The following is a 23,584-nucleotide window of genomic DNA, read 5'->3' as shown; positions in this document are numbered from 1 at the left end:
GCAACCAGGTGAACCACGCAATCAAGGCCGGATATAAGGACGCAGCCGACTTCTTCGCAGCACAACACAAATTCTTCTTGCTATCCGGGAGGCATCCATATAAGACAAGCATGAACCGCAGAAACGCACTCGCCGCCCTCGGGGCGGCATCGACGCCGTGGCGCGCCTGCTGGCCCAGGGCATGGGCGAGGAGCTGGGCCAATCCTTCGTGGTCGATAACCGCCCAGGTGCAGGCGGCACACTGGGCGCCGACGCCGTGGCCAAGGCCGCACCCGACGGCTACACCGTGCTGCTGGCCGGCAACCCCGAGCTGACCATCAACCCCTCGCTGCAGGAAAAGCCCAACTACTCGGCCGCGAACGACTTCACGCCCATCGTGCTCGTGGCCCAGTCGCCCAACGTCCTCGTGGCCCACCCTTCGCTGGGCGCCAAGAGCCTGCGCGCGGCCTAGAGGCCGGCCGGCGGCAGCGCGGCGGCCTGTCCATAGGCACGCCGGGCAACGGCACGCCGCAACACATCGCGGTCGAGCTGCTGCGCGCGCAGACCGGCATCGACATCGTCCACGTGCCCTACAAAGGCGCGGCCCCCGCGACCACGGCGGCCCTGGCCGGCGAGGTCACCATGGCCCTGGTGGGCGCGCCGCCCGTGCTTCCCCACCTAGCCACGGGCAAGCTGGTCGCGCTGGCCGTCACCCAGCCGCAGCGCTCGCCACTGGTGGCCGAGGTGCCCACGGTGGGCGAGGCCCTGGGCATCATGGCCGACGACGACTTCGTCGCCTGGTACGGCCTGCTGGCCCCGGCCCGCGCGCCGGCGGCGGCCGTGCAGGCGCTGGAGCGCGCCGCCTTCACCGTGCTGCGCCGCCCCGAAACCCGCTCCCGGCTCGCCGCGCTCGGCACCGACCTGCAGGCAACTCCGCGCGCCGCCTTCGCCGAGCGCATGCGCAAGGAGTCTGCGCGCTACGCCGAAATCATCAGGCGCTTCGGCATCAAGGCGGCGTGAACGCAGGTTCTCAGGCCAACAGGGCGCAGAACCGCTGCAGGTCGACGTTGCCGCCGCTGAGCAGCACCCCGATCCGCTGCCCCCGCAGCTGCGACTTCATCTCGCGGGCGGCGGCGAAGCCCAGGCAGCCGGTGGGTTCGACCACCAGCTTCATGCGCTCCGCGAAGAAAGCCATGCAGGCGACAAGCTGCGCGTCGGTCACGGTGAGCACGTCGTCCACATCGCGCCGGATGATGGGGAAGGTGTAGCTGCCCAGGTGCTGGGTCTGCGCACCGTCGGCAATGGTCTTGGGTGTTTCTATGTGGACGATGGACCCGCTGCGAAACGATTGCTGCCCGTCGTTGCCCGCCTCGGGCTCGACGCCGTAGAGCTTGCAGGCCGGCGCCAGCGCGCGCGTGGACAAGGCCGAGCCGGCGAGCAGCCCGCCGCCCCCCAGACTCACAAAGAGCGCATCGAGCGGCCCCTCCTCCTCGAACAACTCCTTGGCCGCCGTGCCCTGGCCCGCGATCACGTCGGGGTGGTCGTACGGCGGGATCAGCGTCAAGCCATGCTTGTCGGCCAGCTCGCGGCCGATCTGTTCTCGGTCTTCCTTGTAGCGATCGTAGAGGACCACGGTTCCGCCGTAGCCCTGGGTCGCCGCCACCTTGATGGCCGGCGCGTCGTGCGGCATGACGATGGTGGCGGGCATACCCAGCAGGCTGGCCGACAGGGCGATGGCTTGTGCGTGGTTGCCCGAGGAGAAAGCCACCACGCCCGCGCGGCGCTGCCGCGCGTCGAACTTCGACAGCGCATTGAAGGCGCCGCGAAACTTGAAAGCGCCCATGCGCTGCAGGTTCTCGCATTTGAAGAAGAGCTCGGCGCCGAACGCCTGGTCGACCGTGCGCGACCTCATGACCGGGGTGCGATGGGCGTGGCCCTCGATGCGTTCGGAGGCCGAAATCACGTCGTCGAAAGTGGGCAGGTTCAAAGTGATCATGAGCGTCCTTTCGTCAAGCCAAAGACAAGAGCCAGATAAGCACCAGGCCGTGCACCGCGCCGACCACGGCGCCCGCCACGAGCAGCGACAGGCCCACGCCCAGGGCTAGCCAGGCTGTTGGCGGCGATCCAGTGCCAGCAGAAGCGTTGGGCGCCATGGTCCGGCTGTCATGGGTCAAGGGCGAGCGAGGCGGCTTTGTCCCGATTTGGCATCGGCGTTGGAGCGATCGAGATCCATGTTATCTGAGCAACTGGACTGCGCGCCGGTCACAGTCTCAATCACGCAGACCTTCGCCGACCTCGTGGTCGAGGGCGCCCTGGTCAAGCTCATGCACGACTTGTTCAGCAACGTGGAGAAGCACACCACAGCTTGAACGCAACTGGGAACTCCGGTGGGGTGAGGGTCGGGCGCCGCCACCGCGCCCTGATCGGCTGGCCGCCGCCAGCCGATCGCGTATTCATCCACATGTCGTCGTGGACGAGTCCGCAGGCAGCGCGTCAGGGCTTTTGTACCACCTCAACCGCTTTCCCCGCACTGGGGGTGGATGCGGTTTGGGCGGGTGCGACGGCGCCAGGGCATTTTTTCTGAACGGCGGCTTGCTGCAGGGCGTCATATTCCCCCTTGAGTCGCGCATATTCAGCCTCCTGTTGCTTTGTGCCTCCCAGCGCAAACAACGCAGGCCAGAAAAGAATGGCGCCGACGCCGGCGATTGCCTTGTCGTTCGAGGCTGCCTCGTCCAGTCGGCCACCCAGCTGGTTCACACGGACTTGGATACGTTGTGTCTCAGCCGCAATTTGCTCACAGTCATAGGACTGATACTGCATAGGCGACACATAGTTAGGCGCAATGTCCTTCGAGGCAGTGGCGCAACCAGCAAGCACGATGCCGAGTGAGAGAACTGCTGCGATCGGTTTTTTCATGTTGATTTCCCCTTTGACAAAAAAGCAGACGCTCCGGTCCGACATATGCCTGAAGCCCCATGGGGCGTGGCCAGCCAGAGAAGGGCAGATGTCGTCCTGTTTCGGGGAACGAGAAAGCTCGCCTGTCGCAACAGCCGTTTGAGTGCCACGTTACTCGCTCCCTGAATTTCTTTCGGCGCTGCGCCCACTGGGGGTCGCCGTGCCATGGAAATGATTAGTTACAAACACTATAGCTTGCGAACCAAGGCAGCCAGCGTTCCCGTAAGCCGTTTTTTCACACCGTGGCGTGGCCGACACCGGCAATTGCGGCATTTGCGCCACATTGACGGTGGACCAAGCTGTGCCCGCTCCTTGGCGGAACCGAACGTTAAGACTGAATTCGCTCCCCCACGACCCCGTACACTCCCCGCCCATGCCCTGGCACGCCCGACTCCAACTCAGCTACTCCCACCAGGCGCCGCGTACCGTGGCGCGCTTCCTGCACGACGGACCGCTGCGCATCCTGCAAAGCCTCTACCCCGAAGGCGACGCCATCTGCCACAACGTGCTGGTGCACCCGCCGGGCGGCATCGTGGGCGGCGACACGCTGGACATCGATGTCGCGGTAGCCCCGGGCGCGCATGGGCTGATCACCACGCCGGGCGCGACGCGCTTCTACAAGTCGCAAGGCGAGACCGGGCTGCAGACCGCGCGGCTTGCGCTGCAGGCCGGCGCGCGCCTGGAGTGGCTGCCGCTCGAAGCCCTGTGCTACAGCGGCTGCCTGGCCGAGAACCGGCTGCGCTGCGAGCTGGCGCCCGGCGCCGAGCTGCTGGGCTGGGACGTCACGGCCCTGGGCCTGCCGCATGCGGACCAGCCCTTCGAGCGCGGCCGGCTGCAGCAGCACCTGGAGGTGCCGGGCGTGTGGCTCGAGCGCGGCCGCATCGACGCCGACGACCGGCTGCTGCTCGACGGCCCGCTGGGCCTGGCGGGCCAGCGCTGCCTGGCCACGGTGTTCTTCGTGGCCGGCAGCGCGCTGGCGCGCGAGCGGCGCGAGCAGGCGCTGGACGCGGCGCGCGCCGTGATCGAGGCGCACGCGCTGCGCGACAGCGCGGGCGCGACCAGCCCCGAGGACCGCGTGCTGGTGGTGCGCATCCTGGGCCCCGTGGTCGAGCCCGTGATGGACCTGGCGCGCCGGCTGCGCGCGGCCTGGCGCGAGCAGCTCTGGGCCCTGCCGGGCCTCGCGCCGCGCATCTGGGCGATGTAGGGTTCTGGCCCCTCCGCTCAGGTGGGCTTGCCCGCCTGCGCCTCGTGCGCCGAATGTAGGCCATGCGCCTTGAGCAGGGTCTCCAGGCCCGTGCGGTCCACCACTTCCTTTTCCAGCAGCACGCCGGCCAGGGCCTCGAGCGCGTCCCGGTGCGCGTTCAGGGTTTCGGTGACGCGCTGGCGCGCCTCGTCGAGCAGGCGCCGCACCTCGGCGTCTATGACCTCGGCGGTGCGCTCGCTGCAGTTGCGCCGCTCGGGCAGGTTCACGCCGTTGAGGTAGAGCGGGGTCGGCTGGCTGTCGTAGGTGGCCAGGCCCAGGGTCTCGCTCATGCCGTAGTGGGTGACCATGTGGCGCGCCATGTCGGTGGCGCGCTGCAGGTCGTTCTCGGCGCCGGTGGAGACGTCGCCGAACATGATCTGCTCGGCGATGCGGCCGGCCAGCAGCACGTCCAGGCGGTCCAGCAGCTCGCTCTGGCGCAGCAGGTAGCGGTCCTCGGTGGGCAGCTGCTGGGTGTAGCCCAGCGCCGCCACGCCGCGCGGGATGATGGAGACCTTGGACACCTTGTCGGCATGCTCGCGCAGCTCGGCCAGCAGCGCGTGGCCGGCCTCATGGTGGGCGACGATGCGGCGCTCCATGGCGTTCATCACGCGGTTCTTCTTCTCCAGGCCGGCGACGATGCGGTCCAGCGCGTCCTCGAAGTCCTGCATGTCGACCGCGTCCTTGCCGCGCTTGGCGGCGCGCAGCGTGGCCTCGTTGACCAGGTTGGCCAGGTCCGCGCCGGCGAAGCCGGGCGTGCGCGCGGCGACCGAGGCGAGGTCGACCTCGGGCGCAAGCGTGACGTTCTTCACATGCACCTCGAGGATCTGGCGCCGGCCATTGAGGTCGGGCTTGTCGATGGTGACATGGCGGTCGAAGCGGCCGGCGCGCAGCAGGGCCGGGTCCAGGATCTCGGGTCGATTCGTGGCGGCCATGATGATGACGCCGCGGTTGGTGTCGAAGCCGTCCATCTGCACCAGCAGCTGGTTCAGCGTCTGCTCGCGCTCGTCGTTGCCGCCGCCCAGGCCGCTGACGCCGCGCGCCTTGCCCAGCGCGTCGAGCTCGTCGATGAAGACGATGCAGGGCGCCTTCTGCGCCGCCTGGTCGAACAGGTCGCGCACGCGGGCGGCGCCCACGCCGACGAACATCTCGACGAACTCCGAGCCGCTGAGCGAGAGGAAGGGCACGCCGGCCTCGCCGGCCACGGCCTTGGCCAGCAGGGTCTTACCGGTGCCGGGGGCGCCGACGATGAGCACGCCCTTGGGGATCTTGCCGCCCAGGCGCCGGTAGCGCTCGGGGTGCTGCAGGAACTCGACCACCTCCATCAGTTCTTCCTTGGCCTCGTCTATGCCGGCCACGTCCTTGAAGGTGACGCCGGTCTGCTGCTGCATGTAGACGCGCGCCTTGCTCTTGCCGATCTCGAGGATGCCGCCGCCCATGCCGCCGCCCATGCGCTTCATGAGGAAGAACCATATGCCCACGAAGATCAGCGTGGGCACGACCCAGGACAGCAGCAGGGCCAGCCACTTGCTCTCCAGCGCGCCCGCGTAGCGCACCTTGGCCGCGTCGAGCTGCGGCACGAGCTCGGGGTCGTCGACGCGCACGGTCACGAAGCGGTGCTCGCCGCCGGTCTTGCGTATCGCCTCCACGCGCGCGGCGGGCAGCACCTGCTCGAGGCCGTCCGCGTTGAGGCGCCCGGTGACCAGGCCGGGCTGCAGCGTGATGTCGTCGACCTTGCCCGCGGCCAGGGCCTGCTTGAACTCGCTGTAGCTCAGGGTCTGGGTCTGGCGGCTGTCGATGAACTCCTGCAGCACCATGATCAGCACCAGGGCCAGCAGCATGTACCAGAGCGAAAAGGCTTGCTTCTTGTCCATCGTGTTCCCAGGCGCTTGGTGTCCCCGATTCAACTCCGGCGATGCCGCAGGCGCAAGGCGTTGGCGATCACCGACGCGGAGCTGAAGCTCATGGCCAGCGCCGCGATCATCGGCGACAGCAGCCAGCCAGTCAGAGGGTACAGCGCGCCGGCCGCGATGGGAATGCCCAGCGCGTTGTACAGGAAGGCGAACAGCAGGTTCTGCTTCATGTTGCCCACCGTGGCCTGCGACAGCGAGCGCGCGATGGCGATGCCGCGCAGATCGCCCTTGACCAGGGTGACCTGGGCGCTGTTCATCGCCACGTCGGTCCCGGTGCCCATGGCCACGCCGACATCGGCCTTGGCCAGCGCCGGCGCGTCGTTGATGCCGTCGCCGGCCATGGCGACGACGCGCCCCTGCTGCTGCAACTGCTCGACCAGGAGCAGCTTGTCGGCGGGCTTGACCTCGCCATGCACTTCGTCGATGCCCAAGCGCGCCGCGACGGCCCGGGCCGTGGTCAGGCCATCGCCGGTGGCCATGACGATGCGCAGCCCGGCCGCCTTCAAGGCCGCCAGGGCCTCGGGCGTGCTGGGCTTGATGGGATCGGACACGGCCAACAGACCGATCAGCTTCCCGTCGACCGCGAGGTGCATCACGCTGGCGCCTTCGGTGCGCAGGGCCTCGGCCTGCGTGACCAGGGCCTCGACCGGGATGCCAAGTTGCTGCATCAGCGCGGTGTTGCCCAGGGCCAGTTGGCGCGCCGCGATCCGCCCGCGCACGCCTATGCCCGAGGCGGATTCGAAATCCTCCGCCTTGTCCAGCCTCAGGCCACGCTCGCGCGCGGCACGCACGATGGCCTCGGCCAGCGGGTGCTCGCTGCCCTGGTCCAGGCTGGCGGCCAGGCGCAGCAGCTCGTCGGCCTCGAAGCCCGGGGCGGGGACCGCGCGGTCGAAGGCCGGGCGGCCTTCGGTCAGGGTACCGGTCTTGTCGATGATGAGGGTGTCGACCTTGCGCAGGTGCTCGATCGCCGCCGCATCGCGGAACAGCACGCCCTGGGTCGCGCCGCGCCCGGTGGCGACCATGATCGACATGGGCGTGGCCAGGCCCAGGGCGCAGGGGCAGGCAATGATCAGCACCGCCACCGCGTTGACCAGGCCGTAGACCCAGCGCGGTTCGGGGCCGAACAGGCCCCAGCCGAGAAAGCTCAGCAAGGCGATGCCGACCACCGCCACCACGAAGTAGCCCGCCACCACGTCGGCCATGCGCTGCATGGGCGCCCTGGAGCGCTGCGCCTGGGCGACCATCTGCACGATCTGCGCCAGCACGGTGGCCGAGCCGACGCGCTCCGAGCGCATCACCAGCGCGCCGCTGGTGTTGAGCGTGGCGCCGATCAGCTTGTCGCCCACGCGCTTGCTCACCGGCACGGGCTCCCCGGTCAGCATGGACTCGTCGACGGCGCTGCCGCCCTCGACCACCATGCCGTCCACCGGCACCTTCTCCCCCGGCCGGACGCGCAGCAGGTCGCCGACATGGACATGGGCCAGCGGCACGTCCTCCTCGGCGCCATCGGCCCGTATGCGCCGCGCGGTCTTGGGTGCCAGGCCGAGCAGTGACTTGATCGCGGCCGAAGTCTGCGAGCGGGCCTTGAGCTCCAGCACCTGGCCCAGCAAGGTCAGCGAGATGATCACGGCGGTGGCCTCGAAATAGACCGCTACCCGGCCCATGGAGACGAACGAGGACGGAAACGCCTGCGGCGCCACGGTGGCGACCACGCTGTAGGCGAAGGCCGCGCCGGTGCCCAGGCCGATCAGGGTCCACATGTTCGGGCTGCGCTTGAGCACCGACTGTGCGCCGCGCACGAAGAACGGCCAGCCGGCCCACAGCACGATGGGCAGCGACAGGACCAGCTCGACCCAGCTCTGGGTCGCCATGTCGAACCAGCTCAGCCTGTGCCCCGCCATCGCGAGCGCCGTCACCGCCACGGTGAGCGGCAGCGTCCACCAGAAGCGGCGGCGGAAATCGCGCAACTCGGGGTTGTCGTCCTCGTCCAGCGCGGGCAGCAGCGGCTCCAGCGTCATGCCGCACTTGGGGCAATTGCCCGGATGCTCCTGGCGCACCTCCGGGTGCATGGGGCAGGTGTAGACCGTGCCGGCGGCGGCCAGCGAGGGCGGCGAGGTCGCGGCGATGTTCATGGGCGCAGCTCCAGCTGCTGGCCCAGGCGCGGCACGCAGGCGCTCCAGCCGAGCTCGCGCTCTATGCGCTGGCGCAGCGCGTCCGCCGGGCCGGGCTCGCCGTGGTTGAGGTAGATGCCGCGCGGCGGCTGCGGCGCCGTGGCCAGCCACTGCACGAGCTGGCGCGCGTCGGCATGGGCCGACATGCCGGGCAAGGCGACGATCTCGGCATTGACGGCCACGTCCTCGCCGTGGATGCGTATGCTGCGCTCGCCCGCGAGCATGCGGGCGCCGCGCGTGCCGCCGGCCTGGAAGCCGGCGAAGACGATGGCGTTGCGCCGGTCGGGCGCCATGGCCTTGAGGTGGTGCAGCACGCGGCCGCCCGTGGCCATGCCGCTGGCCGAGACGATGATGGCCGGGTAGCGCAGCGCATTCAAGGCGCGCGACTCGTCCACCGAGCGAACCATTTTCGCGACATGGCACAGGCCGCTGCATTCCTCCACCGAGAGCCGGTGCTGGGCCCGGTGCCGGTGGTAGATCTCGGTCATGTCGATCGCCATCGGGCTGTTGAGGAAGACCGGCAGGTCCGGGATCGCGCCGCGCGCCTTCAGCCTGTAGATGGCGAACAGCAACGTCTGGGCGCGCCCCACCGCGAACGCCGGGATGACGACGATACCGCCGCGCGCCGCCGTGCGCTTGATCACGTCGGCCAGGACGGCCTCGCCGTCCTGCGGCTCGTGCAGCCGGTCGCCGTAGGTCGACTCGAGCACCACGTAATCGGCGCGTTCTATCGGCGTCGGTGGCCGCATGATGCTGTCGTCGGGCCGACCCAGGTCGCCGGAGAACAGCAGCGTGGTGCGGTCCAGGCCCAGCTCGACCGAGCTGGCGCCGAGGATGTGGCCGGCAGGCCGCAGGCGCAGGCCAAAGGCCCCCGCCACCTCGGCCCGCTGCTCGAAGGGCAGCGGCTCGATGCGGCGCAGCGCGCGCAAGGCGTCTTCCTCGGTGTACAGCGGCAAGGCCGGCTTGTGCCTGGAGATCTGGTGGCGGTTCGCGTACTCGGCGTCCTCCTCCTGCAACCGGCCGCTGTCGGGCAGCAGCACCTCGCAGACATCGAGCGTGCCGGGAGTCGCGTACACCGGGCCCTTGAAGCCCTGCTTGACCAGCAGCGGCAGGGCGCCCGAATGGTCCAGGTGGGCATGAGTCAGCACGACCGCGTCGAGCTTGCGCGGATCGAAGGGAAAGGGCTCCCAGTTCATCAGGCGCAGGTTCTTGTAGCCCTGGAACAGACCGCAGTCGACCAGCAGCTGCTTGCCCTGGTGCGTGACCAGGGTCTTGGAGCCGGTGACGGTGCCGGCGGCGCCGAGGAAGGAGAGTTTCATGGCAGGGCTTTCAGTCTGTGGCGGCCGGCCGGCCCCAGTACGGGATGAAGCGCGGCGTTCGTCGCGTGTAACGCTCGTAGGCTTCGCCGAACTGCGCTCGCATCTCGGTCTCTTCGGTCATCGCGAGGCGCGCGTACATGAACAGCAGCACCGGCAACATCAGCAGGGTCAGCAGCGTCGGCCATTGCAGCAGGAAACCGAGCAGGATCAGCACGAAGGCGAGGTACTGCGGGTGCCGGATGCGCGCGTAGGGGCCGGTGGTGGCCAGGATGCCGTGCCGCTGCGCGTGGTAGAGCACATGCCAGGCACTGGACAGCAGCCAGAAGCCGCCGCCCAGCAGCACATAGCTGGCGATGTGCAGCACGCCGAAATGCGGATCGCCCTTTTCGCCGAGCAGGGTCGCCCACAGGTGGCCCGCGTCGTGCGACAGGATGTCGAGCTTGGGGTAGCGGCTTTGCAGCCAGCCCGAGAGCAGGTAGAGGGTCAGCGGAAAGCCGTACATCTCGACGAACAGGGCCACGATGAAGGCGGAGTAGGCCCCGAAACTGCGCCAGTCGCGCGAGGTCGCGGGCTTGAAGAAGCTGAACGCGAACAGGATGAAGACGGCCGAGTTGAAGAAGACCAGGGTCCACAAGCCGTAAGCGGGCGTGTCATGGCTCATGAAGCGTCTCCTGACTTCGGCGGCGCCGGCGGCGGCGGCTCTTGCTCAGCCTCGGACCCCCTGCCCCCGCCATGGTGATGCCCGTGACCGCCGTGCATGAAGACATGCATCAGCGGACAGGCGAGCAGCAGCAGGTAGGGCAGGATGCCGAGCACATGCGCCAGGTGCTCGGTCAGCAGGAAATAGGCCGCGACCGCCCCGATCACGACCAGGCCCGCCGCATGGCGCGAGCGCCAGAAGCCGGGCGCGGGCTCATGTTCCCGAGGGTCGTGGGCCATCACAGCTCTTCCTTACTTGGCTGGTGCGGGCGGCAGATGTTCCATCATCATCTGCATCATGGACTGCATCATGTCCATGCGCATCTCCATCATGCGCTGGCGCTCGCCCATGTTGCCCGGCATGGGCTTGCCGCCAGGCATGCCGCCCATGCCAGGTCCACCCATGCCCATGCCGCCGCGGCCGCCCATCATGTTCATCATGGACATGCCTTCCTGCATGGTCTTCATGTGCTCGGCCATCAGGGCCTGGCGCTCCTGCGGCGTCTTGGCCTTGGCCATCTTCTCGTGCATCTCGCGCATGGCCTGCATCTGCTTTTCCATCGCGGCGCGCTGCTCGGCGGGGCTGGCCGGCTTGGCCGCAGAGGCTGCGGGCTTGGCGGGCGCCTGGGCGGCGGCCCCCTGGGCCAGCGCGCCGACAGCGGCGGCACTCAGGGCGATGGCGAGCAGGGTCTTGGAAGACTGGAACATGGTGGACTCCTATCGTGAAAGCGAGTGGGAAACACTGGGAAACGACGCCGGGCCTTCCTCGCAGCGGTCCGGCAGGGAACAAGGGGCCGTGCCCGGGCGGCTTGCGCCGCAGCGCCGCGGGCCCGCCAAGAAGGGACTAGATCGTCAGCCTCAGGAACCGGATGGCAACCGGCGGCTGCCCCCCCGGCGGCACACCGGGACTGGGGCGGGGTGTGAAACGCGTGGCCGGCGCCACCGGCAGGCCTTCGCCGCGCACCAGGTGGAGCGGCAGGTCGGCCGCCGTGGCCGTCTTGGCGCCCTGCGGGTTGACCAGGCCCAGGGACTCGGCCGCGCAGAAGCTCTGGCATGCCGCCTTGGCGTGCGCCGCGGCGGCATCGTGCTCACAGGTCTGCTCGGTTGCAGGAGCGCCTTCGGCCTGCCCGGGAGCGACAGGAGCAGAGAGGCCAGCCGCCGCATGGCGATCCGAGGTCGACGGAGAGGGCAGCAGACAGGCGTTGGCCATGCCCGTGGCCAGCGCCAGCAGCCAGACCAGCAGCATCACGGCCGCGGTGCGTCTGGTGCTGCGTGGGCTGAAGAAGGACTTCATGGTCGACTCGGTCGGCAGCCCGGAGAGGACCGCCTTACAGAGCATTCTAGGAATGCGCCCCCGACAAGACTTGATCTATGTCAAACGGAGCCCCAGCAACTAGCGGGCCGGCTGGATCTCGGTCACGAAGAACTTGCCGCCCTGGTTCTCGGCGCGAAAGCGCAGCTTGTCGCCGGCCTGCACCTTGTCTAGCAGGGCGGCGTCGCGCACCTGGAACACCATGGTCATGCCCGGCATGTCCAGGTTCTTGATCGGGCCGTGCTTGATCGTGAGCTTGGCCGCGGTCTTGTCGACCTTGCGGACCTCGCCATCGGTGAGATCGGCCGACGCCGTCGCGTCGGTGGGCGCGTGGTGGCTCGCATGCTCGTTCGCGGCCTGCGCCACGGCGATACCGGACCAGCCGCCGAGCAGGCCTGCCAGCAGCAGGGCAATGGATACTTTGTTCATCTCGTGCTTCCTTCAGGGAGTCTGGGAAGTGCCGGCTCAGCGCGCCGCCACCTGGATGCGGCCCTTCATGCCGGCCACGTAATGCCCGGGGTGCAAGCAGGCGAAGTCGACCTTGCCAGCCTTGGTGAACTGCCAGATCACCTCGCCTGTCTGGCCCGGAGCCACCGTGACCATGTTGGGATCGGCATGCTCCATCTCGGGGAACTTCATCATCTGCTCGTAGTGACGCTTGTGCTCGGCCTCGGTGCCGAGCACGAACTCGTGCTTGAGCTTGCCCGAGTTTTTGACCACGAAGCGTATGGTCTCGCCCTGCTTCACGGTCAGCTTTTCCGGCGTGAAGCGCATGGCGTCGACCATGTCGACCATCACGGTGCGCGTGACCTTGACCGCGATACCGGGGCGGCCGATGTCCTCGCCCTCGTGGCCGTGTCCGCCGGCATGGCTGCCGCCGGCCCAGGCCGCGGACGAGAGGCCCAGCGCGGCGGCGAGCAGCAGGGAAGAAATGGCTTTGAGTTTCATGGAGTTCCTTGGGTTTGGGTGAAAAGCCTGATGCGGGTCTCTTGACTTGGACGCAAGTTTGGAAACTGCCGTTCGACAAACGACCCGATTGAAAATGACAAATCTGTCATCTCGCGCGCAAACATGTGACCAGGGGTCAATGGCCCCCATGGCCGCCGGGCTTGCGCACCTGCACCTCGACCTGCTGGGCCGGTTGCTGCGCACGCGGCATGGCCGCGCCGCCACCCGAGGACGAGCGTGCCGGCTCGGCCAGCGCGCCCTGATACTCGGACGCCACCGTGCCCGGCGGGTGCTTGTACCAGCCGGGGTTCCTGTAGTCGCCGGGCTTCTGGTTGCGACGCACCTTGAGCACGCTGAACATGCCGCCCATCTCGACCGAGCCGAACGGTCCCTGGCCGGTCATCATGGGCGCGGTGTTGTCGGGGATAGGCATCTCCATCTCGGTCATGTCGGCCATGCCGCGCTCGCCCATCACCATGTAGTCGGGGATCAGGCGGGCGATCTTGCCGGCCATGCCGCGGTGGTCCACGCCTATCATGGTCGGCAGGTTGTGGCCCATGGCGTTCATGGTGTGGTGGCTCTTGTGGCAGTGGAAGGCCCAGTCGCCCTCCTCGTCGGCGACGAACTCGAGCTGGCGCATCTGGCCCACGGCGATGTCGGTCGTGACCTCGGGCCAGCGCGCGGCCTTCGGCGTCGGCCCGCCGTCCGTGCCCGTGACCACGAACTCGTGGCCGTGCAGGTGCATGGGGTGGTTGGTCATGGTCAGGTTGCCTATGCGCAGGCGCACCTTGTCGCCCAGCCGCACGTTCAACGAGTCGATGCCGGGGAAGATGCGGCTGTTCCAGGACCAGAGGTTGAAGTCCAGCATGGTCATGACCTTGGGCGTGTAGGCGCCGGGCTCGATGTCGTATGCGTTGAGCAGGAAGCAGAAGTCGCGCTGCACCTCGTCGATCAGCGGGTGCCTGGCCTTGGGGTGCGTGACCCAGAAGCCCATCATGCCCATGGCCATCTGGGTCATCTCGTCGGCATGGGGGTGGTACATGAAGGTGCCGGGCCGGCGCGCGACGAACTCGTAGACGAAGGTCTTGCCCGCCGGGATGGCCTTCTGTGTCAGGCCCGAGACGCCGTCCATGCCGTTGGGCAGGCGCTGGCCATGCCAATGGATGCTGGTGTGCTCGGGCAGGCGGTTGGTCACGAAGATGCGCACGCGGTCGCCTTCGACGACCTCGATGGTCGGCCCCGGCGACTGGCCGTTGTAGCCCCAGAGGTGGGCCTTGAAGCCGGGCGCCATCTCGCGCACCACGGGCTCGGCCACCAGGTGGAACTCCTTGACGCCGTTGTTCATGCGCCAGGGGCAGGTCCAGCCGTTGAGCGTGACCACGGGCTTGTAGGGCCGGCCCGTGTCCGGCATCAGCGGCGCCATGGTCTCGGCCGAGGTCTGGATCACGGGCTCGGGCAGGGCCGCCATGGCCACGCGGCTGACGCTGGCCGCGGCCACGGCGCCGCCGGCCATCGCGAAAAACTGTCTTCTCGAATTCATGTCGGGGTCCTTGCGGGGAATGTGCGGGTGCGGGCGGTTTCAGTGCGCGGCATCGCCGCCCCCTGCCCTCGCGCTGCCGGTGGCCGCGATCGCGCTGGCAGTGGGTCGGCCGATCAGTGCCGCCTGCAGGGCCGCGTCGGCCAGCCAGAACTGCTGCTCGGCCGCGATCGCCGCCGTCACGGTGCCGACCTGGTCGCGCGCGTCCGCCAGCAGCTCGAATACGCCGATCAGCATGCCGTTGTAGCGCAGCAGGTTCTCCTCGGAGATGGTCTTGCGCAGTGGCACCACCTCGTCGCGCTGGTGGCGCGCGATGTCGTAGGCCGTGCGGTAGGCCGAGTAGCTCTCGCGCAGGTGCGAGCCGGCAGCGCGCAGCGTGGCCTCGAGCCGGTGCGCCGCCGCCAGCGTTTGGCCGCCGGCCGCGTCGCGCTGCAATTCGCCCCAGTCGAACAAGGGCAGGCGCAAGGCGATCTCGTAGCCACGGCCGGTGGCCTTGTGGCCGTCGGCGTTGTCGAAGGTGGTATTGCGGATGACCCCGAGCTCGATGTCGGTGACGCTGGTCACGCGACCCAGGCCGCGGGCCCGGGCCGCCGCGTCGAGCTCGGCCTGGGCCAGGCGCAGGTCCAGCCGCCCGCGGCTGGCCGCCTTGCCGACCTCGGCCGGCTGCACCGGCTGCCGGGGCAGCTCGGGCAGGCGCTCGGGCAGCTTCAGGTCCTGCGCCTGGGCCTCGCTCAGGCCCAGCTGGCGCACCAGTTCCTCGCGGCCAGCCGTGGCCGCGTGGCGCGCGGCCGCGAGCTGGGTCGCGGCGTCGGCGTAGAAGGCCTGCTGGCGCGCGCGCTCGAGCTTGGTGAAATTGCCCACGGCCTGCATGCGGCGCGCGAGCTCGGCGCCGGCCTCGGCGCTCTCGTAGACCTGCTGGGCGTATTGCAGGCTCTGCCGGGCCGCCACGGCCCGCACCCAGGCCTGGCGCACCTGGGTCAGCTGGTCGACCACGTCGGCGCTCAGGCGCAGCCGTGCCTGCTCGACCTGGTGCTCGGCCAGGCCCTGGCGCAGCGGCAGGGTCAGCAGGTCCAGCAGGCCGAAGGACAGCATGCGGCCGAGCTCGAGCTCGTCGCCGGTGCGCAGCCGCTCGAAGCTGAACACGGGGTTGGGCAGGCGGCCGGCCTGGGCGGCGCGCGCGCTGTCGGCCCCGTGCTGGGCCAACAGCGCCTGCAGGGACGGGCTGTTGGCCAGGGCCAGTTGCACCGCGTCCTTCTGCTCCAGCGGCCGGCTCAGCAGCTCGGCCGCGGTCTTCCGGTACGCCGCGCGTTCTTCGGAGGTGGCGGCCAGAGCCAGCCGGCCGCCGGTGAAGCTCGCGGCTTCCTCGTTGGTGCGCGAGAGGCTTTGCTCAAGGCTCACGCCGGCGCAGCCCGAGAGCGCGAGCAGGGCCAGGGCCGTGAGCGCGCAGCGGCTGCGCGAGACCGCAAGGGCGGCGCTCATGGCCGGCCTCCGTGGTGGCCGCCATGGCCCGGCTGGCCCTGGTGGTGCGTGCCGTGGCCGCCATGGCCGCCATGGCCGCCATGCGGCATCGCGGGCGCAGCGGCGGGTGCCTCGGGCAACGCGGGCTGCGCCTGCTGCTCGGCCTCCTTGGCGTAGCTGCGCCAGCCGCCGATGCGGCCCACGGTGTCGTTGGCGGCCTGCCAGGACTGGACCGGTTCGTCGGCGAAGCGGCGGTAGCCCTGCAGGGCCGATTCGAAGGCCAGGCCTGGCGGGGCCGAGCTGGGTGCGGCGGCGGGCGCGGCCGCCTGGGCCGACAGGCTCAGCGCGGCCAGGGCGGGCAGGACGCCCAGCCAGCAGCCATGGGGTGATGACGACATGAAATCCTCGCGAGTGGGATGAAGCGGCTCGCAGCCCTCGCTGCACCCGGGGGTGCGGCGTACAGGCAGGCGAACGGAGAGCGCGGCGGCCTCGTGGCCGGCAGGCAGCTCAGGCGCGAGGGGGTTTTTCGGGCAGGCGTGCCGGCAGGGCGCGGATCAGCACCAGGGGCTCGGCCAGGTCGGCCTGGGGCGCGGCGGCCAGCAGCGGCAGCAGCGACGGGCCGGCGATCGCCAGCTGGAAGCAGCAGCTGGCGCAGAGGTTGCACTGGTGCGCGACCTCGCCGAGCTGGCCTGCGCTGGTGTCGGCCGTGACACCGGCACCGGCATCTGCATCGGCATGGGCCTCATGGTCCGCGTGCGCTTGGTGCGCGGCCACGCCGTGCCCCGTCGCGTCATGCCGGAGCGTCTCGTGCACCGGCAGAACGACAGCGGCCGGCGGCCCGGCATCGTGGTGCGCATCCAGGCCGCAGAACAGCATGGACGTCGCGGCCAGGCCCTGCAGGGGCAGGACCAGCACGACGAGCCACAGAAGCAGCGAACGGATGCGCGACATAGGAACCGGATTCTATCGGCTTGCCACAGCGGGAAGGCAAGCACCCATGGCCGACGGGGCCATGGGGCCGCTCAGCGCGTGGCCCCCTCCTTGGCGATCTGGGTCCAGCGCCCGCCCCGGTCCGGGCTCAGGTAGACGCTGCGCTTGAAGGTCGCGATCGCGATCTCGGCCGGCCGCTGCGGGTGCTGGGCCAGGTAGGCCACGGCGTCCTCGCCGAGCACCGGCAGCTTGACCGGCTGGGCCGGCGCTCCCGCCTGCAGCGCGACGCGCCAGAGCTGGGCCTGGTTCGCATAGCTGCTGAACCACAGGTGCTGGCCATCGAGGTCGAAGCTCACGGCCAGCGCCTGCCGGCCGCCGCCCAGGCGCTCGAAGCTCCGGCCGGCGTTGCGCGACAGGAACGGGCCCTCGGCCGTGGCGGCCACGACCAGCTTGGGGTCGCTCGGGTGCACGGCCAGGGACTGCAGGCGCGCTGGCAGGCCCTTGGCCTCGGCGCGCTGCCAGGTCTTGCCGTCGTCGAGCGTGTAGTGGATGCCGGCCTGGCGCATGCGCGAGTTGGGCTGCGGATTGAACACGTAGACCGCGTTGGTGCCGTGGCTGGCGGCCATCAGGTGGAAGTCCGACTCGCCCTCCAGTCCCAGCTTCTGCCAGCTTCGGCCGCCGTCGCGGCTCTTGATCAGGCCGAAGGGGTTGGTCAGCCCCGAGTTCGGCGCCGGGTGGCCGCTGCTGTAGATCGCGTCGCGCGTCGCTGCGAAGCCCATGTAGTCATGCGCCGGCCCCTCGGCCTTGGACCAGCGGCCTTCGCTGTAGACGGCCAGGCCGTGGTGGCTGGGAATCATGAGCTGGCGCCCGTCGGCGCTGTAGGACAGGCCGTGGACATGGACCAGGGTCAGCGGGGCTTCGGCACTCGCCATGGGCGCGGCCATGACCAGCGCCAGAAGGCAGGCATGGAGGAATCGTCGGTTCGGCATGGGTGTCTTGTTCATGGGTGTCAAAGCGTAGTTGGAGGCGGCAAATGCGCGCGGGTTCCGTGACATGTCGTCACGCAGCAGGGGACGCGGCCAGGGCCTTATCCCCCGCTGCGCGTGCGCGCCGCATCAGCAGGTAGGCCGCCGGGATCACGAACATCGACAGCAGCGGCGCGGTGACCATGCCGCCGACCATGGGCGCGGCGATGCGCTGCATGACCTCGGAGCCGGTCCCCGCGCCCCACATGATAGGAAACAGGCCGGCCAGGATCACCGCCACCGTCATGGCCTTGGGCCGCACGCGCAGCACGGCGCCCTCGCGGATCGCATCGAGCAGGTCGGCGTCCGAGGCCTTGCCCTGGTCCAGCCGCGCCTCCCAGGCGGTCTTGAGGTAGAGCAGCATGATCACGCCGAACTCGGCCGAGACCCCGGCCAGCGCGATGAAGCCGACCGCCCCGGCCACCGAGAGGTTGTAGCCCAGCAGGTACAGCAGCCAGATGCCTCCGATCAGCGCGAACGGCAGCGTGGTCATGAGCAGCAAGGCCTCGCTGAAGCGCTTGAAGCACAGGTAGAGCAGCACGAAGATGATCAGCAGCGTGAACGGCACCACCAGCTTGAGCTTGGCCGTGGCGCGCTCGAGGAACTCGAACTGGCCGGACCAGGAGACCGAATAGCCCGGCGGCAGCTTGACCTGCTCGGCCACGGCCTTCTGCATGTCCTGCACGGCCGAGCGCTGGTCGCGGCCGCGGATGTCCACATAGACCCAGCCCGACAGGCGCGCGTTCTCGCTGCGCAGCATGGGCGGGCCGTCGGCGATGCGGACCTGGGCCACGTCCGACAGCAGCAGGCGCTGGCCGCGCTCGGTCACGATGGGCAGGCTGCGCAGCCGGTCCAGCGAATCCCTGATCTCGCGCGGGTAGCGGACGTTGATCGGAAAGCGCTGCAGCCCCTCGACGGTCTCGGCTATGTTCTCGCCGCCCACGGCGATGCTGATCAGCGACTGCAGGTCGGCGATGTTGAGGCCGTAGCGTGCTGCGGCCTCACGGCGGATGTCCACGTCGACATAGCGCCCGCCGGTCAGGCGCTCGGCCAGCGCGCTGCTCACACCCGGCACATCCTTGAGCGCCCGCTCGATTTCGCCGCTCAGGCGGTCTATCGTGGCCAGGTCGGTGCCAGCCACCTTCACGCCGACCGGGCTCTTGATGCCGGTGGCCAGCATGTCGATGCGGTTGCGGATCGGTGGCACCCAGATGTTGGCCAGACCCGGCACCTTGACGATGCGGTCGAGTTCGTCCACCAGCTTGTCGGTGGTCATGCCGGGGCGCCACTGATCGCGCGGCTTGAACTGGATGGTGGTCTCGAACATCTCCAGCGGCGCCGGGTCGGTGGCGGTCTCGGCGCGCCCGGCCTTGCCGTAGACGCTGGCGACCTCGGGCACGGTCTTGATCAGCCGGTCGGTCTGCTGCAGCAACTCGGCGGCCTTGGCCGCCGACAGGCCCGGCAGGGCCGAGGGCATGTAGAGCAGGTCGCCTTCATCCAGCCGCGGCATGAACTCGCCGCCGATGTGCTGCAGCGGCCAGGCGCTGACGGCGAGCACCACGGCCGCCATGGCCAGCGTGAACTTCGGCGCGCGCAGCACCCCCTCCAGCAGCGGCCGGTAGGCCGCGATCAGCCAGCGGTTCAGCGGGTTGGTCTGTTCGTCGGGAATGCGGCCGCGGATCCAGTAACCCATCAGCACGGGAATCAGGGTCACCGACAGGCCGGCCGCGGCCGCCATGGCATAGGTCTTGGTGAAGGCCAGCGGCGAGAACAGCCGGCCTTCCTGGGCTTCCAGGGTGAACACCGGGATAAAGGACAGGGTGATGATCAGCAGCGAGAAGAACAGGGCCGGGCCGACCTCGACCGCCGAATCGGCTATCACGCGCCAGCGCGCGTCGCCGGCGAGGCGCTCGCCCGGATGGTCCCGGGCCCAGTGCTCCAGATGCTTGTGCGCGTTCTCTATCATCACCACCGCCGCATCGACCATGGCGCCGATCGCGATCGCGATGCCACCCAGCGACATGATGTTGGCGTTCACGCCCTGGTAGTGCATGACGATGAAGGCCGCCAGGATGCCCAGCGGCAGCGAGATGATGGCCACGAAGGCCGAACGCAGGTGGAACAGGAAGACGAAGCACACCAGCGCGACGACGATGAATTCCTCGACCAGCTTTTGCGTGAGGTTGTCCACGGCGCGCTCGATCAGGCCGGAACGGTCGTAGACGGGCACGATCTCGACGCCTCGGGGCAGGCTGGCCTGCAGCGACTTGAGCTTGTCCTTGACGGCGGAGATGGTTTCCAGCGCGTTCTTGCCCGAGCGCATCACGATCACGCCGCCGGTGGCCTCGCCCTCTCCATCGAGCTCGCCAATGCCGCGCCGCATCTCGGGGCCGATCTGGATGCGCGCGACATCGCCCAGACGCACCGGCACACCGGCTGCACTGGTTGTCAGCGGCACCTGGCGGAAATCCTCGAGCGACTGCAGGTAGCCCGAGGCGCGCACCATGTACTCGGCCTCGCCGAGTTCGAGCACCGAACCGCCGGCCTCCTGGTTGGCCCCCTGGATCGCTTCGACCACCCGGGTATGGGGGATGGCGTAGGCGGCGAGCTTGTCGGGGTCGAGCACCACCTGGTACTGGCGCACCATGCCGCCGACCGTGGCCACCTCGGCCACGTTGGGCACGGTCTTGAGCTCGTACTTCAGGAACCAGTCCTGCAGGGCGCGCAGCTGGCCGAGGTCCTGCGTGCCGCCGCGGTCGACCAGGGCGTACTGGTAGATCCAGCCCACGCCGGTGGCGTCGGGCCCGATGGCGCTCCTGGCGCCGGCGGGCAGGCGGTCCTGCACCTGGTTCAGGTACTCGAGCACGCGCGAGCGCGCCCAGTACAGGTCGGTGCCGTCCTCGAACAGCACGTAGACGAAGGAGTCGCCGAAGAAGGAGTAGCCGCGCACCGTCTTGGCGCCGGGCACCGAGAGCATGGTCGTGGTCAGCGGGTAGGTGACCTGGTTCTCGACGATGCGCGGCGCCTGGCCCGGATAGCTGGTGCGGATGATGACCTGCACGTCGGACAGGTCGGGCAGGGCGTCGAGCGGCGTTCTCGCGAGCGCGTAGACGCCCCAGGCGCTGACGATCAGCGTCGCCAGCAGGACCAGGAAGCGGTTGGCGATGGACCAGCGTATGAGTTTCGCAATCACTTCTGGCTCCCAGTCGCCTGAGGCCCGGCAGCCTTGGGAGAGACGCGGGTCAGCTGAGGGAGACCATCCTCGTCCATGTAGAACTCGAAGCTCACCCGATCACCGGCTTTCAGCTGGCGCGGCAACTCTCCTGGGGGCGGCAGCTTGAAGTCCATGGTCATGGGCCCCCACTTGAGCGAGGGGATGGCACCATGGGACAGGGTGAGCGCATCCTTGCCGACGGCTTCGACCCTGGCCTCGCCTTCGTGGCGGGGCGCGGTGCTGGCGGCTGCCGGCTGGGGCGCCGCATTCAGCCGCGCTTCCACCCCCTTGAGGCTGGCCTCCGAGTCGATCAGGAACTGCGAGGACACGACCACGCGCTGGCCAGCCTGCAGGCCACGTTTGATCTCGGTCTGGCCACCGGCCTCCGTCCCGGCTTCGACCTCGACCGGGCGGAAGCGGCCATTGTCCTCGGCCAGCATCACCACGCTGCGTTTGCCGGTCTGGATCACGGCTTCGCTCGGCACCAGCAAGACCTTTGCGGCCTGCGGGTCCAGGAACTGCATGGACACGAACATGCCGGGCACGAGTCGGCCGCCCGGGTTCGCGAGCTCCATGCGCGCCTTCAAGGTGCGCGTGGCCGGATTCACCTCGGGCAGCAGGGCTTGCACCTTGCCATCGAAGCGCGTGTCGGGCAGCGCGGGGCTTTGGGCCTGAACCTGCGTGCCGGGGCGCAGCAGCGCGGCCTGGCTCTCCGGGACCTCGGCCTGGGCCCAGACGGTGGCCAGGCCGTTGACGCGGAACAGGGTCGCCCCGGCCATCACCGTCATGCCTTCGCGCACCATCAGCTCCACTACCACGCCGGTTATCGGCGCAGTCAGGGTGATCCGCGCCTGGGTTTGGCCGGTGGATTCGACTTGGCGAATCTGCTCGTCGCTCATGCCGACTTGGCGCATGCGCTGGCGTGCGCCATCGACCAGCGGCGCCAGGTCCGGGCCCGGCATGCGCCAGAGCGCGAGGAACTCCTCCTGCGCCGCCACCCAGTCGGGCACATAGAGGTCGACCAGCGGCTGGCCCTTGCCGATACGGTCCAGCGTGGCGCGCACATGCAGCCGCTCCACATAGCCGGTGGCGCGGGCCTGCACGATGGCCTGGTCGCGCTCGTTGAAGGCGATGCTGCCCACGGCCGAAACCTGCGGCGCGAGCTGCCCCTCGACAACGGGCGCGGTGCGCAAGCCCAGGTTCTGCTGGATGCGCGGGCTCACCGTGACCTGGCCAGAGTCCGCGTCGCCATCGGCGTAGACCGGCACCAGCAGCATGTCCATGAAGGGCGACTTGCCGGGCTTGTCGAACTTGTTGCCCGGCACCATGGGGTCGTGGTAGTAGAGGATCCTGCGGCCGCTCAGCGGATCGGTGTCGCCTGCCTTGAGGCCGGCAGTGATGTGGCGGCGGGTGGCTTCCTCGCCGTCGGCCCCTTGTGGCACCGGTCCCTGCGCGGCGGGTGCACCCTGGGTTGCTGGCGCGGCAGAGCCGGATGCGGCGGCCATGCCGCTGCCGCGTCGCATGCCCATCTCGAAGCCTGCATATCCGCCAAGGGCGATGGCAGCGACGGCGGCCACGACGGTGGCGATGAGTTTCTTGTTCATGGTTGATCCTGGCGTTGCGCGGCGAGGCTGTGCTCGGGAATGAGGAAGTTGAGTTGGGCCCAGGCGCGGGCGGTCTCCATTTCAATGGTCAAGGCCTGCATCCGGACATCGACTTCGTCGCGCCGGGCCGCCAGCGCAGCGGCCAGATCCGCCTTGCCGGTCCGATAGGCCGTCAGGGCAGCCTCCGACCGCTGCCCGGCGAGGGGGATCAGCGCATCGCGGTAGCGCGCGACCCGGGCCTTGCCGTTGTTCCATTCGTTGAGCAGGCTGCGCAGTTCGGCATCGTGGCTGCGCAGCATCTCTTCGTATCGCGCGCGCGCCTCGTCGACCAGCGCGAGCCTGGCTGCCAGCTCGCGGTCCTGGCGACTCTTCTGGTCCCATTGCAAGGGAATGGAGACACCGAGCGAGACCATATTGGAATAAGCCGGGCCACGCTGGCTGTAGCCGGCCTCCACGCTCCAGTCTGACTGCTTGTTCGACTGGGCGAGCCGCGCCTCGGTCTGCGCCTGCTCGACCTGGGCCCGCAGCATGACGAGGTCGGGGTGGGATTGAATATGTTCCTCCAGCCGTCCGTGCTCCAGAAAGCTGGTCTGCCAGGCCGGCGCGCCGGCGCTGGGGCGTTCGGCATCGGGCCCCACCCAGCGGGCCAGCATCAGGGCGGTATTCTTTTCCTGCCGTTCGATCTGGCTCAGGCGATCCTCCAGAAGCGCCACGGCGGCGCGCGCCGCGAACACATCGGCCTGGCTGCTGCGGCCGGTGCCGAAGCCGGACTCGGCAGCCTGCACCTGGAGCCGGGTTTCCTGCATCTGCCGTAGCACCAGCTCGCGCATCTGTCGCACGTAGTGGCGCTCCAGCCAGGCCAGCGCGGTATCGCGGTGGATGTTGGCCAGGTTCAGCCGGCGCTCGGCCTCGGTACGAATGGCTTCGCGCTCGAAACGCTCGGCGCGCAGCCGGCGCTTCTCCTCGCGCGGCCATTCCTGCATGAGGCCTATGCGGCGCATGGTCATGAAATCGCGCGACAGGCTCAGGCGGTCGGGCCCGTTGATGGGCAGGTTCTCTATACCCAGCTTGAGCACCGGATCGGGCAATTGGGCGGCAGCCACGGCCATCTGGCGCGAAGCCGCAATGGATGCGCCGTTTGCGACCAACTGCTGCGAGCGGCCCGCGGCAAGCGCCTGCGCTTCGCGCAAGCTGAGGGGTTCGGCCGCCCAGGCGGGCAGGCTCACGAGCAGGGCCCACGCGGCCGCGGCCCATGGGCGCCCCAGGAAAGAAACAGACAT

At 69.2% G+C, this 23,584-nt stretch carries 23 protein-coding genes; 4 read left to right on the top strand and 19 right to left on the bottom strand.

All coding sequences use genetic code 11. The features are described from left to right. Positions 1–157: 157 nt before the first annotated feature. Together FFS10_RS23690 and FFS10_RS23685 are read left to right on the top strand one after the other, a co-directional pair. On the top strand, positions 158–451 hold the full coding sequence (locus FFS10_RS23690) for a tripartite tricarboxylate transporter substrate-binding protein (protein ID WP_283957665.1): 294 nt from the start codon (positions 158–160) through the stop codon (positions 449–451). Between the two features lie 26 nt (positions 452–477). Next, positions 478–999, top strand: a complete 522-nt coding sequence (locus FFS10_RS23685) for a tripartite tricarboxylate transporter substrate-binding protein (RefSeq protein ID WP_349654590.1) — start codon at positions 478–480, stop codon at positions 997–999. Between the two features lie 10 nt (positions 1,000–1,009). On the opposite strand, the gene FFS10_RS15410 is transcribed toward FFS10_RS23685, so the two are convergent. Further along, the gene (locus FFS10_RS15410; RefSeq protein ID WP_137895358.1) at positions 1,010–1,975 is read right to left on the bottom strand and encodes a threo-3-hydroxy-L-aspartate ammonia-lyase; all 966 of its coding nucleotides are present in this window, start codon (positions 1,973–1,975) and stop codon (positions 1,010–1,012) included. A 235-nt stretch (positions 1,976–2,210) separates the two neighbouring features. Here FFS10_RS15410 and FFS10_RS23010 point away from each other — a divergent pair, with 235 nt between their 5' ends. Further along, the gene (locus tag FFS10_RS23010) at positions 2,211–2,348 is read left to right on the top strand and encodes a hypothetical protein (protein WP_171016112.1); all 138 of its coding nucleotides are present in this window, start codon (positions 2,211–2,213) and stop codon (positions 2,346–2,348) included. A 124-nt stretch (positions 2,349–2,472) separates the two neighbouring features. Here the strand turns inward: FFS10_RS23010 and FFS10_RS15405 are convergent, their stop codons facing one another. Next, positions 2,473–2,895, bottom strand: coding sequence for a hypothetical protein (locus tag FFS10_RS15405; RefSeq protein ID WP_212744140.1), 423 nt, complete (start codon positions 2,893–2,895; stop codon positions 2,473–2,475). A gap of 412 nt (positions 2,896–3,307) precedes the next feature. Here FFS10_RS15405 and FFS10_RS15400 point away from each other — a divergent pair, with 412 nt between their 5' ends. Further along, entirely contained in the window at positions 3,308–4,138 is an 831-nt protein-coding gene (locus FFS10_RS15400; protein WP_137895357.1) for an urease accessory protein UreD, read from the top strand. A gap of 17 nt (positions 4,139–4,155) precedes the next feature. Here the strand turns inward: FFS10_RS15400 and ftsH are convergent, their stop codons facing one another. The 17 genes from ftsH to FFS10_RS15315 all read right to left on the bottom strand — a co-directional run bounded on the left by ftsH (position 4,156) and on the right by FFS10_RS15315 (position 23,530). Further along, a complete protein-coding gene (ftsH, locus tag FFS10_RS15395; RefSeq protein ID WP_137895356.1) occupies positions 4,156–6,048 on the bottom strand; it encodes an ATP-dependent zinc metalloprotease FtsH in 1,893 nt (630 codons plus the stop codon). 29 nt (positions 6,049–6,077) lie between these two features. Further along, positions 6,078–8,219, bottom strand: a complete 2,142-nt coding sequence (locus FFS10_RS15390; RefSeq protein WP_137895355.1) for a copper-transporting P-type ATPase — start codon at positions 8,217–8,219, stop codon at positions 6,078–6,080. Next, entirely contained in the window at positions 8,216–9,577 is a 1,362-nt protein-coding gene (locus tag FFS10_RS15385; RefSeq protein WP_137895354.1) for an MBL fold metallo-hydrolase, read from the bottom strand. Before FFS10_RS15385 ends, FFS10_RS15390 begins: the two co-directional genes overlap by 4 nt. 10 nt (positions 9,578–9,587) lie before the next feature. Next, positions 9,588–10,238: a methyltransferase family protein gene (locus FFS10_RS15380; protein WP_137895353.1), complete on the bottom strand. Its 651-nt coding sequence runs from the start codon at positions 10,236–10,238 to the stop codon at positions 9,588–9,590. Further along, positions 10,235–10,516, bottom strand: coding sequence for a DUF2933 domain-containing protein (locus tag FFS10_RS15375; protein WP_137895352.1), 282 nt, complete (start codon positions 10,514–10,516; stop codon positions 10,235–10,237). Before FFS10_RS15375 ends, FFS10_RS15380 begins: the two co-directional genes overlap by 4 nt. Positions 10,517–10,528: 12 nt before the next feature. Next, a complete protein-coding gene (locus tag FFS10_RS15370; RefSeq protein ID WP_137895351.1) occupies positions 10,529–10,984 on the bottom strand; it encodes a hypothetical protein in 456 nt (151 codons plus the stop codon). Positions 10,985–11,120: 136 nt separating this feature from the next. Next, positions 11,121–11,570: a hypothetical protein gene (locus tag FFS10_RS15365; protein ID WP_137895350.1), complete on the bottom strand. Its 450-nt coding sequence runs from the start codon at positions 11,568–11,570 to the stop codon at positions 11,121–11,123. A 99-nt stretch (positions 11,571–11,669) separates the two neighbouring features. Next, positions 11,670–12,017 (bottom strand): copper-binding protein, encoded by a 348-nt coding sequence (locus FFS10_RS15360; protein ID WP_137895349.1) that lies wholly within the window; start codon positions 12,015–12,017, stop codon positions 11,670–11,672. A 36-nt stretch (positions 12,018–12,053) separates the two neighbouring features. Continuing rightward, entirely contained in the window at positions 12,054–12,536 is a 483-nt protein-coding gene (locus FFS10_RS15355) for a cupredoxin domain-containing protein (protein WP_137895348.1), read from the bottom strand. A 136-nt stretch (positions 12,537–12,672) separates the two neighbouring features. Then, positions 12,673–14,076 (bottom strand): multicopper oxidase family protein, encoded by a 1,404-nt coding sequence (locus FFS10_RS15350; protein WP_137895347.1) that lies wholly within the window; start codon positions 14,074–14,076, stop codon positions 12,673–12,675. Between the two features lie 39 nt (positions 14,077–14,115). Beyond that, entirely contained in the window at positions 14,116–15,552 is a 1,437-nt protein-coding gene (locus FFS10_RS15345; RefSeq protein ID WP_137895346.1) for a TolC family protein, read from the bottom strand. Then, complete coding sequence (locus FFS10_RS15340) at positions 15,549–15,929, bottom strand: hypothetical protein (RefSeq protein ID WP_137895345.1); 381 nt, start codon at positions 15,927–15,929, stop codon at positions 15,549–15,551. The genes FFS10_RS15345 and FFS10_RS15340 overlap by 4 nt, the downstream gene beginning before the upstream one ends. Positions 15,930–16,038: 109 nt before the next feature. Next, on the bottom strand, positions 16,039–16,482 hold the full coding sequence (locus tag FFS10_RS15335; protein ID WP_137895344.1) for a hypothetical protein: 444 nt from the start codon (positions 16,480–16,482) through the stop codon (positions 16,039–16,041). Between the two features lie 71 nt (positions 16,483–16,553). Next, a complete protein-coding gene (locus tag FFS10_RS15330) occupies positions 16,554–17,450 on the bottom strand; it encodes a F510_1955 family glycosylhydrolase (protein ID WP_137895361.1) in 897 nt (298 codons plus the stop codon). A gap of 70 nt (positions 17,451–17,520) precedes the next feature. After that, positions 17,521–20,679 carry an efflux RND transporter permease subunit gene (locus FFS10_RS15325; RefSeq protein WP_137895343.1) on the bottom strand — a complete coding sequence of 1,053 codons (3,159 nt, stop codon included), beginning with the start codon at positions 20,677–20,679 and terminating at the stop codon, positions 17,521–17,523. Continuing rightward, a complete protein-coding gene (locus FFS10_RS15320) occupies positions 20,676–22,304 on the bottom strand; it encodes an efflux RND transporter periplasmic adaptor subunit (RefSeq protein ID WP_137895342.1) in 1,629 nt (542 codons plus the stop codon). The genes FFS10_RS15325 and FFS10_RS15320 overlap by 4 nt, the downstream gene beginning before the upstream one ends. Further along, positions 22,301–23,530 (bottom strand): TolC family protein, encoded by a 1,230-nt coding sequence (locus tag FFS10_RS15315; RefSeq protein ID WP_249931315.1) that lies wholly within the window; start codon positions 23,528–23,530, stop codon positions 22,301–22,303. Before FFS10_RS15315 ends, FFS10_RS15320 begins: the two co-directional genes overlap by 4 nt. Positions 23,531–23,584: the final 54 nt, after the last annotated feature.

Source organism: Ramlibacter sp. 2FC, from assembly GCF_005503345.1.
Taxonomy (GTDB): domain Bacteria; phylum Pseudomonadota; class Gammaproteobacteria; order Burkholderiales; family Burkholderiaceae_C; genus SCMQ01.
Note: the sequence above shows the minus strand (reverse complement) of the source record. Positions and strands in the feature narration are given on the sequence as shown.